We start from the raw sequence: 13,836 nt of genomic DNA on the forward strand, positions 1-13,836 counted from the left end.
AAAACAAAAATCAGTCTTTACGGAGGCTTTTTATGAAAAAAATTATTACAATCAGCCGTGAATACGGTTCCGGCGGAAGACTTATCGGAAAACTCGTTGCAGAAACTTTGGGTTATGATTTTTACGACAAGGAAATTATCGACATGGCCGCTCAGGAAAGCGGACTTTCTCCAGATTTTATAAAAAAAACTGAACAAAATCTTTCTTCAGGATTTTTATACAATCTTCTTTTAGGCTCAAGCTACTCTGGAACAGCAAATGGCGCGGCTTCGATAAACGGAACTCAGATGCTTCCTCTTGCGGACCAGGTTTTTAATGCCGAACGCAAAGTTATTCTCGACCTTGCAAAAAAAGAAAACTGCGTAATTGTCGGACGCTGCGCAGATTATATTCTTAAAGCAAGCGATGAAATTGATTCAAAATCTCTTTTAAATGTTTTTATCTACGGAAATCTGGAAGAAAAACTCAAAAGAATCGAAGACTTGTACAAAGAACCGGAACAGGCGGCAAAAAAGACAATTCAGCAGATTGATAAACGCCGTGCAAATCATTACAACACTTTTACGGAAGCAACATGGGGCGACCGCAAAAACTACGACATTATGATTAACAGTTCAACAGCAGGAATCGAAGAAACCGCCCGGATAATTTCGGAAATTGCAAAACACCAGTAAAGGCCGACTGCAAAAAAAAACGCATTGCCTTGCAAAGACGAATTTACACTATTTTATTGATTTTTTGTAAACCGCCTTTGCAAGGAATCTGCGGCAAATCTTTTAATATTACGGGAATGTGATTCTTACGCTCTGAATCCGATGGCGGGTTTGGTCTTCTACCTTGAACAAAACTCCGTCACGGCGAATTGTTTCGCCTGCTTCCGGAATTGCATCAAACTGTTCCAAAAGCCAGCCGGCAAGAGTGTCGTAATCATCGCTTACAAGCTCAAGCTTTAAAAGTTCATTTACATCGTCAATTTTCATATCGCCAGGAACCAAAAATTCTTTTGAAGTAACAGGAACTATCAAGGTTTCTGGAGGAATATCTGACTGTTCTCCGTGCACGCTGTGTCCAAAAACCGCGCGCATAATGTCGTCCATCGTTACAATTCCGATATTTGAACCGTTTTCGTCAACAGCAACTGCAAAATTTATGTTTTCCTTTCTAAATTTTTGCAAAAGCTCTGTCGCTGTAATCGTTTCTGGAATAAAAAGCGCCGGACGCATACATCTTGCCGCCAGATTTTTAGATTCCTTTATAACTCTTCCCGCCAAAAGCACATTTTTGTAATAAAGAACACCAAGAACATCCTCAAAGGAACCTCGGCAAACAGGAAGCCGGCTATAGCCAGTTTTTGCAAAAATGTCGGCAATTTCAACATACGAGGCATTTTCCGGCACAAACTGAACCTGACTTTTATGGCGCATAATATCGTGAACTTTCAAATCCGTAAATTCAAAAATTTTATACAACATTCGCTTTTCGCTGTTTTCCAAAGTTCCTTCGTTTGCACCAACTGCAATCAGCGATTTTAACTCGTCTTCAGTTATAAGTTCCCGGCCTTCGTGAATAAAACTTGTGAGAATTTCCGTAATAAAATCTGTAATTTTAGAAAAAAGCCAGACAATCGGAAACAAAAGTTTTTCTAAAAAAATCAGCGGAGAAGCAAAAATACTTGCCATCTGGACTGGATAAACAGCAGCGACAGTTTTTGGCATAATTTCTCCAAAAACAATCAAAACAAACGAAATAATGATTGTTGCATAGGTCGAGCCTGAATTTCCTGCAATTTTAATCGCAATCATTGCGGCAAGACCGGAAGCCAGAGAAGTTACAAAATTGATTCCAATCAAAATCAGCGACAAAAGGCGGTTTGTATTTTTTTTTAAAAATTGAATTTTTTTGGCCGGCGTATTTTTTTTATCGCCATCTTTTTTTATCATCTGATGCAAGGTTACACGGGTAATCGACAAAAAAGCCGTTTCGCTCGCAGCAAAAAAAGCAACAATCAAAACCAGCAAAATGTCGGCAAGAATCGGAAGAATTATTTCGACAAAAATTTTCATTATTCTTCGCCTCCAGGAATTCTTGTGCAATGAACGCTTGCAATTCTGAGCCTGTCCATTGAGCTCACTTCAAAACGATATTCGCCCACTTCAATAAATTCGCCGGGAACAGGAATGTGTCCTAAAACTTCGCAAATGTAACCGCCAATTGTTTCGTTGTCGCGGCTCTCAAGCTTTAAGTGGAGTTCGTCCGCCAAATCAATAAGCCGAGCGCTTCCATCGAGCAAATTGTCGTCAGGATTTTTTATATGGACAGAAGTCGAGTCGCCTGCCTTTTGAAAATCGTCCGCAATTGCACCAAAAATTTCACGTTCAATGTCTTCTGTCGTCAAAATTCCGTCAGTTCCAGAATATTCATCAATTACAACAGCAAAACTTTGCTTATTTTTACGCATCATCTCCTGAATCGAAGACATTTTTGTAGTTCCAGGAATAAAAAGCGGAGGACGCATCAGCTTCTCGACAGAAAAATCTTCCTTTGCGCCTCTAAAAAACAGCAAGTCTTTTACATAAAGCACACCAAGAATATTGTCAATTCCGTCTTCGGCATAAACTGGAAAACGGCTGATTCTCGTTCGTTCAGAAAGTTGAATTATATCGCGGTAAGAAGCCTTTGCTTCAATTCCAATTACATCGCAACGAGGAACCATAATATCGGTGGCATTCAAATCGGTGAACTTAAAAACGCGGTTCATCATATTTTTTTCGCCATTTTCAAGGACACCTTCTTCGCCGCCAACATCAATAAAAGTTTTGATTTCCTCTTCGGTAAAAGTCGCCTGTTTCTTTTTGGTGGAAATTCCAAAAATTTTCAAAAAAAGTCTGGAAATTGAAGTAAAAATTATTACAAAAGGACGCAAAAAATAAAAGAAAAACCAGACAAACCGGCTCAAGAAAAAAGACGATTTTTCTGGATAACGCGTAGTCAAACTTTTTGGGGTAATTTCTCCAAAAATCAAAAGCAAAACAGTCGAAATTGAAGTGGCAATTCCAAGACCAGCCGCTCCAAAAAGTTTTAAAAATATTGAAGTTAAAACAACGGACAGCGTAACATTTACAATTTCGTTTCCGACCAAAAGCATATTTAAAAGTTCTTCCTTGCGTTCAAGCAGTTTTCCAGCCCGAATAGCGCGTTTATCACCTTTTTCACGCAAAAAATGAACGCGAAGCTTGTTGAGTCCGAGAAATGCGCTTTCTGAAGCCGAAAAAAGCGACGAAAGCACAATGCAAGTAATCGCAACCAATAAAAGAATAATTAAATTATCCGAGGGGTAGCCGTCCATATTTTAATTCTCCGCAGAATCTTTAGCTTCCGGCGCATGTGCGTCTGCAGAAGGCTCTGCATTTTCACCATATTTTTCTTCCATCATTCGCATCATGCTCAAAATTGACTCTGCATATTCCGAATCCGGAGCCACATCGTAAGCTTTCTGCAAATAATCTTTAACTTTTGCAGCGTCGTCCGTTCCGCTCGAAGCAAAAAGGTATGCCGCTGTATAAAGACACTGCTGTTTCTGCTCTGGTTCCAAAAATTTGCTCTTTGCAGCCGTTGCAAATTCTTCACTTGCAGCCAGAGGATCCTGGTCAAGATAATGCTGAACAGCGTTTGAATTTGCCAATGCAACGACATAGCTTCCAACCATTCCAGTCGAATTTTTTTTGTCGAGCTTAATATAATCCGAGCAAAAATCAGCAAGCAGATAGCGCAACTGAGGGTCAGTTTTTTCAAAAAGACGGTTGATTGCAGCCAGCCTGTCTTCTGTTTTTCCAGAACGAGCCGCAGAAATCGTGTTTTCGTATTCAGCAATTTCTTCAACAAGCGGATTATAACCGGCAAAAAAATCTTCAACAGATTCAGGTTTATTTTCAAAAACCATCTGCTTAATTACATAGCCTTCTTTTGTCAAAAGATAATAAGAAGGAGTTACCTGAATATTGTAAAGTCCGGCATCGCGCATATTTTCTTCGAGTTTGACCCAAAGTTTAGCAGCCTCGGCTTTTTCTTCTTCAGAAGCTGTCGGTTCAGCAGCAGCCTTGTCAAAAAGCGAATTTGAAAAATCCAAATTAACAAGAACATAATTTTTTGTCATTTCAGAAATAAAACCGTCGCGGTTGAAAATCTTTTCTTTAAGCTCAGCGCTCGATTTATCCTGATCATCGCCCGAAAAAAGCAAGAAGATTTTTTTATTTTCTTTAGAAGCCGCGGCTTTTCCGTCAATCAAATTGTCAACCCAAGTCGACGAGTCAATATTTTCTGAAGGCTTGCGAGCCTGAGTTTCTTCTTTTTTTGAACATCCGGCAAAAATAACCGAACTCATCAAAAGAACAGCAAAAAGTTTCAAATTTTTTTTCATTTTAAATTCCTAAATTTTAAAATTTGGGGCTTTCCCGCTCGCGCGGGCCGGGCTTTCCGTGGCTACGGCATTCGCCTACGGTGGCTGTCAAAGCAGCCACTTCCACCACTCCAATCCCTAAGCCGAAGGCTTAGGTCGTGTGCTTTAGCACACACTATAATCACGAGTTTTGCGTCAGCAAAAGTCGCAGCGTGCTTGCACGCAAAAATCCCTAAACCGAAGGCTTAATTAAAGTATCTTACACCTGCAGCAAAAATATTCTGGCAAGAAGAAGATCCATCGTCTTCACCAGCAATATTTTTAATCAAATCATTGCTAAATCCACCGATTCCAACAGTGCGTTCAGAATGTCCCATCTTTCCGAGAACATGTCCGTCCGGACTTGTAAGGCCTTCGATTGCAAATGCTGAGCCGTTTGGATTATCCGGTTCACTCACAGCAGGAATTCCATTTTCGTCACAATACTGTGTAAATACCTGGCCGTTTCTGAACATTTTTTCTGCAAATTCTTCAGACATAATAATACGTCCTTCACCGTGGCTTACTGGAACATAGTGCGGGCGAGTGTCCAAAACAGTTTTGTCCAAAGCCCATGGAGAAGAAGCGCTTACCATTGTCGTTCTGACAACGCGGCTTATGTGACGGTGAATATTATTGTAAGTAAGTGTCGGATTTTCGGCTGCCGGCTCAACAATTTTTCCAAAAGGAACAAGTCCCGTCTTAATCAAAGCCTGGAAACCGTTGCAAATTCCAAGAATCAAGCCATTCTTCTTTTCAAGATGGTCTGTAATTGCCTGCGCAATATTTGCCTCCCGAATAACGTTTGCAATAAATTTGCCTGAACCGTCAGGTTCATCGCCAGCGGAGAAACCGCCTGCAAACGCAACAATCTGTGCGCCAGAAATTTCTTTTTGCAATCCAACAAGAGATTCTTCCAAGTCTTTTGAAGTTCTGTTGCGGAAAACAAAGATTTTTGAATCTGCTCCAGCCAAATTAAAAGCACGAGCCATGTCATATTCGCAGTTTGTACCCGGGAAAACAGGAACAATTACGCGAGGCTTAGCTTTTGCCTTGTCGAGAACTGTAAAGGCAGAAACTTTTGCACGGGCTTCTTCGAGAGAAGAGTGCTTTTCAACTGCCCATTCAGGAAGTTTTTCAGCAGGTTTTGCAGAAGAAACTGGCGGGAATACTTTTGCAAGAGTTTTATCCCAAGCCCCGTAAAGCTCATCAAGCGAAATTTCTGTAAGAGGAAGAGGATTAAGTCCTTCCATTGCAACGCTGATAACCGGATCTTTTTGAGTATTTCCGATTCTAATTACAGTCGTATTTACAAATTCGTTGTTCTCGAATTTGTCATCATCAGTTTCTACAATAATCGAACCATAGAGCGGAGTAAACAAGTCTGCAATCGTATTATTTACATTGCGATGGAATCCAATTGCAGTAGCGCTTGAAGGAATTGCAGTCAGCTGAACACCAATCTTGTTTCCAAAAGCCATTTTTGTGATTGCCTCTGCGATTCCGCCAGCTCCGACCGGATACATCGCAAGAATTTTTCCGGCTTTGTTCGCCTCATAAAGCGCGTCTGAATTCTTCTTGAAAACTTCCCAGTCTGGCGCAAGCTCAGCAGAATATGGAACCTGAACGAGATAAATATAACTTCCAGATTTTTTGAATGAGCCTGACTGAACGTTTTTTGCCTCATCGTGAGCGACTGCGAAAGAAACGAGAGTGTGGGGAACGTTCATGTGCTCGAAAGTTCCAGACATTGAGTCTTTTCCGCCGATTGAAGCGCAGCCCATTGATTTTTGCGCATCAACAGAGCCGAGCAAAGCCGCCGCCGGATAGCCCCAAGTTTTCTCGTCAACTGTGCGTCCGAAGAATTCCTGATAGCTCATGCGGCTTGTAGTCGCTTTTCCGCCGATACATGTGATTTTTGCAAGAGATGAAAGAACAGCAGTCTGCGCGCCGTGCCACGGAGACCATTCAGCAACACGCGGATCGTAGCCGTAAGACATAAGGCTGACAGTTGAAGTCTCGCGTGGAGAAACCACTGGAATTTTTGCCGACATCGCACATTCTGGAGTTCCCTGATATTTTCCGCCGAACGGGAACAGTACGGTTGAAGAGCCGATTGAGCCGTCAAAGCGTTCCTGAAGTCCGCGCTGAGAGCAGCATGCAAGGTCTGAGATGTTTGCGATAAAAGCGTTTTTAATCTGCTCTTTTGTAGGCTCGCTTTCGCCGCTTTCTCCTGTCGCAGATGCGCAGTCGCCGAGCGCTTTTTTTACGCTTTCAAGCGGCTGGACAAGAGGAGATTTTCTGTTTTCAGCAGGACTTTCGATTTCTGCATTTGCGTAATGAGGAGCTCCAGCCGAGTCCAAGAATGAGCGGTCAATGTCAACAATCGTCTTTCCGCGCCACTTCATTGTGAGCTTATTTTTATCAGTAACAGTTGCGACAACAACCGCATTTAAGTTTTCATCGTTGCAAAATTTTATGAATTTCTCAACATCGCCGGCACGAACAACAACGGCCATTCTTTCCTGGCTTTCAGAAATTGCAAGCTCCGTTCCGTTCAAGCCTTCGTATTTTTTCGGAACAGCGTCAAGATTGATGTCGAGTCCAGGGGCAAGCTCGCCCACAGCAACAGAAACACCGCCTGCGCCAAAGTCGTTTGAACGGCGAATCATATGGCTTACTTCCGGATTTCTGAAAAGACGCTGAATTTTTCTTTCCTCAACGGCGTTTCCCTTCTGAACTTCCGCAGCCGCAGTTGTTACGGATTTTTCCGTATGGACTTTAGATGAGCCCGTCGCTCCTCCGATTCCGTCGCGTCCTGTTCCGCCCCCAAGCAAGATGATAATGTCGCCTGCCTCTGGAGTTTCGCGCATTACAGTTGAATAAGGGCTTGCCGCGATTACAGCTCCAAGCTCCATTCTCTTTGCCACAAATCCCGGATGATAGAATTCCGTAACCTGACCTGTTGTCAATCCAATCTGGTTCCCGTAAGAAGAAAATCCCTGGGCAGCTTCGCGGCAGAGCTTAAGCTGAGGAAGTTTTCCGTGGAGAGTCTCGCTCATCGGAACTGTCGGGTCGCCGGCGCCTGTAACGCGCATTGACTGGTAAACCCAGCTTCTTCCTGAAAGAGGATCTCTGATTGCGCCTCCGATACAAGTTGCCGCGCCTCCGAAAGGCTCGATTTCAGTCGGGTGGTTGTGTGTTTCGTTTTTGAACTGCAAAAGCCACTGCTCAACTTCGTCTTTTCCCTCTGGATAAGGATTTCCGTCCTTGTCTGTCGTGTAATGAACATCGATGAAGATAGAGCACGCGTTGTTTTCCTCGCTTACTTCCATGTCGTCGAGCATTCCGTGCTTTCGAAGATATTTTCCGCCGATTGTCGCCATGTCCATCAAAGTGAGCGGCTTGTCCTTGCGGTTCGCGTAAAGGTCTGTGTGAAGAGCCTTGTAGTTTTCAAGAGACTGCTTGAAAAGCTTGGCATAAGGACCCTTGTCGATTTTTATGTCTTTAAGAACTGTGTTGAACGTTGTGTGGCGGCAGTGGTCAGACCAGTAAGTGTCAAGAACGCGGATTTCAGTCTCGGTCGGGTCGCGCTCGATTGACTTGAAATATTTCTGCAGGAACTGGATGTCAGGCAAGTCCATCGCCAAACCCATCTTTGAAATATATTCACTAAGCTCTTTTTTGCCAAACTTGTTGAATCCTTCAACAACAGGAACGTCTCCCGGCTCGGCAGCTTTTATTTCCAAAGTCTCAGGAATTTTTGAGTCTGTGAGACGCGAGTCAACAGGATTTATAAGATAATGCTGAATTTTCTGAATCTCGTCAGCACCAATGCTTCCAGACAAAACAACCATTTTTGCGCATCGAACACGCGGAGGAAGAGAGCAAACTTTTGCAGAATTCTTCATAGACTCGCGCAAAAGCGAAAGACACTGCTCGGCAGAATCAGCTCGCTGGTCATACTGTCCAGGCAAATATTCCCACACAATAACCGTGTCTTTTTCATCAATCTTAACTTCTTCATAAGCCACACTGTCGCTCTGAGGCTCAGAAAAAATTCTCGATGCGGCCATCTTAGACACTTCTTCCGAAGTGTTTTCAATGTCGTAGCGGTTAAAGTAACGCACTCCCTTTACAGAGGAAATGCCCAAAAATCCATTGATCTCCGATAAAATGCTCTGAGCTTCACTCTGAAAGCCAGGCTTGCGTTCTACATAAATACGAAACATTCTACTATTTTAATGAGAAAAACCTCTTAATTCAACATCGAACGGCATTGTAAAAACTTCAATAAAACGCATTTTCCAAATTCAATTTATAACCACAAAAATTTCTTGTTGTCCACAGCCTGTCTTTTCACTAAAATACTGCTATGAATATTCAGGACGCAATAAAATCTTCTCGCAAAATCGTTATAAAAATCGGTTCAAACACACTTGCATTGCCGGATGGAACACAAAATACGCAATTTATGGCTTCGTTTGCAAAACAGTGCAAAAATTTAATCGATCAGGGAAAACAACTCGTCATAGTTTCTTCAGGAGCGCAGGTTTCCGGGGTTTCGACACTAAAAGAATGGGCACGCAAAAAAGACCTGCATTTTCGGCAGGCATTGTGCGCAATCGGTCAGGTAGAACTTATGGCTCAATGGCGCAAAGCGTTCAACGAACAAGGACTTCACATCGGACAGATTCTTTTGACAAAAGAAGATTTTGAAGACAACAACCGCTCACTGAATATCCGCAACACGCTTTTTACACTTGCAGACGAAGGCGTTGTTCCAATCATCAACGAAAACGACTCCGTTTCTACGCTCGAATTTTCAATCGGCGACAACGACAACCTTGCGGCGCTCACATCAATTCTTTGGAGCGCAGACCTTCTAATTCTTTTTAGCGACATCGACGGAATTTTTACAGACAATCCAAAAGTAAACAAGAACGCAAAACTCGTAGAAGTCGTAAAGTCAATTCCAGAATTGCGAAAAACAATTCACATTGGCGGCACAAACAATTTTGGAACAGGCGGAATCGAAACAAAAATTCAGGCGGCAGAAAAAACAACAGTCTACGGAATTCCAATGCTGCTGGCAAACGGCGGAAAAGAAAATATTCTGGATAAACTCAACGACGGCACAGAAAAAGGCAGCCTTTTCCTGGCAGAATAAAGAGGAAAAATATGGAAAAAATTGCATTTATCGGAATGGGAAACATGGCGCAGGCTTTGACCGGAGGCTTTATAAAATCCGGCAAAATCGAGCCAAAAAACATATTTGCCTACGCGCCAAACCAACAAAAACTTGCGCAAAACGCAGCAAAATACGGCTTTAATCCCTGCTCCTCATTAAAAGAAGCCGTTTTAAAAGCCGACACGATTTTTATGGCCTGCAAACCATACCAGATAGAAGACGTAATTTCGGAAGTTGGACGTGATTTTGCAAACAAAACCCTCATTTCAATTGCGCTCGGCTGGAATTTTCACGCTTTTGAAAAAATATTTTCAGCCTACACCGAAAAACCGCGCATCCAGTTTGTCATGCCAAACACACCGGCCATGGCTGGCGAAGGAGTATTCCTTTTTGAAAAGACAAATTCTCTCAAACCAGAAGAACGCGCGCAAATCTGGCAGCTTTTTGAAAATCTTGGCACAGTCGAAGAATTGCCAGACAATTTAATGGGGATCGGAGGCGCAATAAGCGGCTGCGGACCGGCATTTGTAGACCTTTTTATCGAAGCCTACGCAGATGCCGCCGTCAAATACGGAATTCCGCGCGCAACAGCATATAAACTCGTAAGCCAGACAGTTTTAGGCTCAGCAAAATTGCAGCTGCAGACAGGCGAACATCCAGCCGTATTAAAAGACAACGTGTGCAGCCCGGCAGGAAGCACAATCCGCGGAGTAACCGCCCTCGAAGAAAACGGACTTCGCAACGCCTGCATAAAATCAATCGATTCAATAATGCAAAAATAAAAATTATCAGAAGATTGTCCTATAAAAACACAAAACCCGGCTTAAAAAATTCCAAAAACGGAATTTAATAAAACCGGGTTCTTTTTTTTTATAAGGGCAGTCCGGCAGCAAAGCTGCCGTCGGGCGTGCCGCAGTTCGCTAACGCTCTAAATCCTCGCCGCGCAAACAGCGCGTCTGCGGTTTTCGGCTTCGGCAGGTTCCAACCCGCCATCGCCGCTGCTCTATGCCCTACTGCAAATTATTTACTAATTCCAGCGGAAGTTGGCAATTTTGTCTTAGAATCACTAGCAGAAGTTTTAGTCCAAGTATAAGGCGGTGTAAATCCTGCATCGCCAGAAATTGACGCTCCCTCACACCCCTTTACAGTCCATTTTCCTGCTCCAAGACCTTTTGAAGAATTCCAACAACCGACGATTTTATTTGAGTTAATATCTTCAAAATAAACATTGTCTACATAAACACGGCTTTCTGCACGAACTTCAATTCCCGAAGAAGAATCTCCTAAACCTTTCAGATAACTTGAATAAATATGCGCTTTACCAAATCTGAACAATGGCTGACGCGCATGAATTTTTTCAAAGTAGTTATTGTACATAGTCAGACGGACAAGAGAACCTTGCGGCTGTGATGAAGCATTATCATTTGAACCACCGCACAAACAAGCTTTCCAATGATCGTGGAAATAACTGTTGGAAACAGAAATAAAACGGCTTGTTTCAGAAATATCCAAAAGTCCATCATAGAAATCTTTTGTCCATTTTTCTTCTTCTGTACAATTTTCGCCTTCAAGGTCTACTTCAAAGTTGTGTTTAGAAAACTCAATTGCAGTTCCATCAACTTCAACAGGAGTAAGACTTGAACTAAATTCACAATGGTCAATCCAAACATGTTCTCCGCCTTTAATGCTCATAGCATCGTTTCCAGAACCGCCAAAATAATCTTCGCCAATTACATCGCCAAAATGCAAGTTTTTAACAATTACATTTGAACCAGAAATTTTTACGTTAATGTTTTTAAATCCGTAATCTTTTCCAGATTCGCCAACCAGAGTTTTGTTTGAACCAACATCAAAATGGAAACTTCTGTTTTTGAGAATAAATTTTGCCTCATTCTCTTCTTTTCCTCTTGCAATCAATGATGAGAGTTCTTTATTGTAATCGTCAGTCCCAAGCCATTCTGCAGAAGAAATACGTTCACAAATCTTGATAATTGCAGGTTCATTTCCTGAAATTTTTGATTTGTTTAAAAGCAATTCAGCATATGAAGAAATTGTAATTTCATCTCCTCCAAATCCACCAGTAATTGTATAAGTTGAGCCAGAATCATCACAAACAGATGCATAACCTTCAAGTCCAGCAAGTTCAGAAGTCTTGTCAAATGAAACTGGAATAAAATTAGCCTTAAACGTTTTGTCAGAATCAACTTTTACCTTAAAACTTCCAGTTGTATCGATATTTGTTCCGCACCAAGAATCAAAAATATATCCTGCTTTTGGCGTTGCAGTTACAGTAACTTCAGTTCCTTCAACATAACTGTCCTGCTCTGGCGAGAATTCAATTGAACCATAGGCTTCATTATTTACAGAAGTTTTTATCTGATAATAATTTGCAGACTGACCACTTCCATTTTTAATTCCGTTTCCAGTAATAGAAATATAGTCAAGATTTGGAATCATTCCATCTGAAAGATATTTTCCAGCAACGGTGTTTCCTGCCGCCGCTTCAGCACTCGCCTCATCCTGTTCGCCGTTCGGATATTTTACACCAAAACCTTTTGTTTCATCATATTTTGGAAGTTCCTTTCCCTTTGGAACTGGCAAAAGACAAATTTGGTTGTCGCCAGCTTTTAACGAAACAGTGATTGTGTTTGACAATGAAAGAGATTTTCCAGTCCAATTGCCATAAAGAATTTCGTCATCGTCATCACAGTTTTCGCCATTAATCTGAACATAAGCCGCCTTAATCTGATATGACCAGCCCCAATGAGCATAACGAATCTGAATCTTAACATCCTGCTCCTTTTCAGAATTAACCGAATAAACTACTTTTCCAGGATTATCCAAATATCCCGAACCCAAATAATCACTTACATTTGCAGTGTTAATTGTTGCCGTAGTTCCATCCGCCGCAAAAGCACTTACAAAACCGCTCGATGTATCGTTTTCGTTAATTGNNCGCATTTTTTTCGATTGACGATCCGCTTTCTTCTCCGCCCCCCCCACTGTCGTCGTTTTTGCAGCTTATTGCGCTAAACAAGATTGCTGTGCTTGCCAGAATTGCAGCAAGCCTAGTTAATTTTTTCATTCTGTTCCTCCAGATTTGTAATGTAAACTTCAATAACATTCTTTTTTAGTTTATTCGAGAATTTTTTAATTGAATATATAAAATTCTGCCTGCTTTTTCCAAAATAAAGGCAAAATGAATTCATCTTTCAAAGTAAAAAAATTGTAAAAAAGCAATAAAAAAATATAAAAAATTCTTGCCAAAAAAAAACAAAAACGCAATAATTTTATTATCAACGTGCACGATGCACGAAATATAAGAGGCTAAAGCATGAAAAACGTAGGTTATTACAATGGAAAGATGGGCTTACAGGAAGAGATGACGGTTCCTTTCTTGGACCGTGCAATGTTTTTTGGCGACGGTGTGTACGATGCGACATACTGTGCAAACCGCAAAATTTTTGAGACTGATTATCACATTGAGCGTTTTTTTAACAGTTTGCGTCTTACAAGAATTCCTTTCAAATTATCAAAAGAGCAGCTGGTCGCAGAACTTCAAAAATGCATTGATGCCATGGATAGCGACGGAGTATGTTTTGTTTACTGGGAATGTACCCGTGGAACTGCGCCGCGCAACCACCTTTTTCCTAATGTTGAACCGAATCTTCTAATCACAATTTCTGAATCAAAACTCACTGATTTGAGAAAACCTTGCAAACTTATTACAGAAGAAGACACTCGCTTTTTCCATTGCAACATAAAAACTTTGAACCTCCTGCCAAGCGTAATGGGAAGCCAAAGAGCTTTTGAAAGCGGCGCAAGGGAAGTTGTTTTTCATCGTGGCGAGCGTGTTACTGAATGTGCGCATACAAACGTAAATATTTTAAAAGACGGAAAATTCATTACTCCGCCATTGGATGAACTTATTCTTCCAGGCGTTACCCGCCGTCATTATCTTGAAATTTGCAAAAGAATAGGAGTTCCTTATGAAGAGCGTCCTTTTACACTAGATGAGCTTTTTGCCGCAGACGAAGTTTTCATCACTTCGGCAGGAACCTTGGGATTGCCGGCTTACGAAATTGACGGAAAACCAGTTGGAAGAAAGGACCCTGAACTTTTAAAAAAGCTTCAAACTGAGGCTGTTGAAGATTTTTACAAGGAAACTGGATATAAAGCCGACATTATCTGATTTTTAATTACGCTGTTT

9 protein-coding genes are annotated in these 13,836 nt (G+C 41.7%); 4 read left to right on the plus strand and 5 right to left on the minus strand.

The annotated features are described in order from the left end of the window. The first annotated feature begins 32 nt into the window (after positions 1 to 32). The gene (locus B3Y13_RS03205) at positions 33 to 674 is read left to right on the plus strand and encodes an AAA family ATPase (RefSeq protein ID WP_296019354.1); all 642 of its coding nucleotides are present in this window, start codon (positions 33 to 35) and stop codon (positions 672 to 674) included. 108 nt (positions 675 to 782) lie between these two features. Here B3Y13_RS03205 and B3Y13_RS03210 read toward each other — a convergent pair whose 3' ends face one another. The 4 genes from B3Y13_RS03210 to B3Y13_RS03225 form a co-directional block, all read right to left on the minus strand. Beyond that, positions 783 to 2,063: a hemolysin family protein gene (locus B3Y13_RS03210; protein ID WP_296692702.1), complete on the minus strand. Its 1,281-nt coding sequence runs from the start codon at positions 2,061 to 2,063 to the stop codon at positions 783 to 785. Further along, complete coding sequence (locus tag B3Y13_RS03215) at positions 2,063 to 3,346, minus strand: hemolysin family protein (RefSeq protein ID WP_296019360.1); 1,284 nt, start codon at positions 3,344 to 3,346, stop codon at positions 2,063 to 2,065. The genes B3Y13_RS03210 and B3Y13_RS03215 overlap by 1 nt, the downstream gene beginning before the upstream one ends. Positions 3,347 to 3,349: 3 nt before the next feature. Beyond that, positions 3,350 to 4,417: a hypothetical protein gene (locus B3Y13_RS03220; RefSeq protein ID WP_296692705.1), complete on the minus strand. Its 1,068-nt coding sequence runs from the start codon at positions 4,415 to 4,417 to the stop codon at positions 3,350 to 3,352. A gap of 224 nt (positions 4,418 to 4,641) precedes the next feature. Continuing rightward, positions 4,642 to 8,667, minus strand: a complete 4,026-nt coding sequence (locus B3Y13_RS03225) for a phosphoribosylformylglycinamidine synthase (protein ID WP_296692707.1) — start codon at positions 8,665 to 8,667, stop codon at positions 4,642 to 4,644. A 143-nt stretch (positions 8,668 to 8,810) separates the two neighbouring features. Here B3Y13_RS03225 and proB point away from each other — a divergent pair, with 143 nt between their 5' ends. Together proB and proC are read left to right on the plus strand one after the other, a co-directional pair. Further along, positions 8,811 to 9,605 carry a glutamate 5-kinase gene (gene proB, locus B3Y13_RS03230; protein ID WP_296692709.1) on the plus strand — a complete coding sequence of 265 codons (795 nt, stop codon included), beginning with the start codon at positions 8,811 to 8,813 and terminating at the stop codon, positions 9,603 to 9,605. An 11-nt stretch (positions 9,606 to 9,616) separates the two neighbouring features. Next, the gene (gene proC, locus B3Y13_RS03235) at positions 9,617 to 10,408 is read left to right on the plus strand and encodes a pyrroline-5-carboxylate reductase (RefSeq protein WP_296692712.1); all 792 of its coding nucleotides are present in this window, start codon (positions 9,617 to 9,619) and stop codon (positions 10,406 to 10,408) included. A 238-nt stretch (positions 10,409 to 10,646) separates the two neighbouring features. On the opposite strand, the gene B3Y13_RS03240 is transcribed toward proC, so the two are convergent. Continuing rightward, on the minus strand, positions 10,647 to 12,587 hold the full coding sequence (locus tag B3Y13_RS03240) for an InlB B-repeat-containing protein (RefSeq protein WP_296692713.1): 1,941 nt from the start codon (positions 12,585 to 12,587) through the stop codon (positions 10,647 to 10,649). A gap of 373 nt (positions 12,588 to 12,960) precedes the next feature. Between B3Y13_RS03240 and B3Y13_RS03245 the strand changes: the two genes are divergently transcribed. Further along, on the plus strand, positions 12,961 to 13,818 hold the full coding sequence (locus B3Y13_RS03245; RefSeq protein ID WP_296668381.1) for an aminotransferase class IV: 858 nt from the start codon (positions 12,961 to 12,963) through the stop codon (positions 13,816 to 13,818). Positions 13,819 to 13,836 lie beyond the last annotated feature (18 nt).

It is taken from the genome of Treponema sp. UBA7567 (genome assembly GCF_002476655.1).
Lineage (GTDB): Bacteria > Spirochaetota > Spirochaetia > Treponematales > Treponemataceae > Treponema_D.

Excerpts from the sequence above, each read along its gene's own strand:
- B3Y13_RS03245 (WP_296668381.1), top strand. The coding sequence starts at position 12,961 with ATGAAAAACGTAGGTTATTACAATGGAAAGATGGGCTTACAGGAAGAG.
- B3Y13_RS03220 (WP_296692705.1), bottom strand. The coding sequence starts at position 4,417 with ATGAAAAAAAATTTGAAACTTTTTGCTGTTCTTTTGATGAGTTCGGTT.
- B3Y13_RS03210 (WP_296692702.1), bottom strand. The coding sequence starts at position 2,063 with ATGAAAATTTTTGTCGAAATAATTCTTCCGATTCTTGCCGACATTTTG.
- proB (WP_296692709.1), top strand. The coding sequence starts at position 8,811 with ATGAATATTCAGGACGCAATAAAATCTTCTCGCAAAATCGTTATAAAA.
- B3Y13_RS03225 (WP_296692707.1), bottom strand. The coding sequence starts at position 8,667 with ATGTTTCGTATTTATGTAGAACGCAAGCCTGGCTTTCAGAGTGAAGCT.
- B3Y13_RS03205 (WP_296019354.1), top strand. The coding sequence starts at position 33 with ATGAAAAAAATTATTACAATCAGCCGTGAATACGGTTCCGGCGGAAGA.
- proC (WP_296692712.1), top strand. The coding sequence starts at position 9,617 with ATGGAAAAAATTGCATTTATCGGAATGGGAAACATGGCGCAGGCTTTG.
- B3Y13_RS03215 (WP_296019360.1), bottom strand. The coding sequence starts at position 3,346 with ATGGACGGCTACCCCTCGGATAATTTAATTATTCTTTTATTGGTTGCG.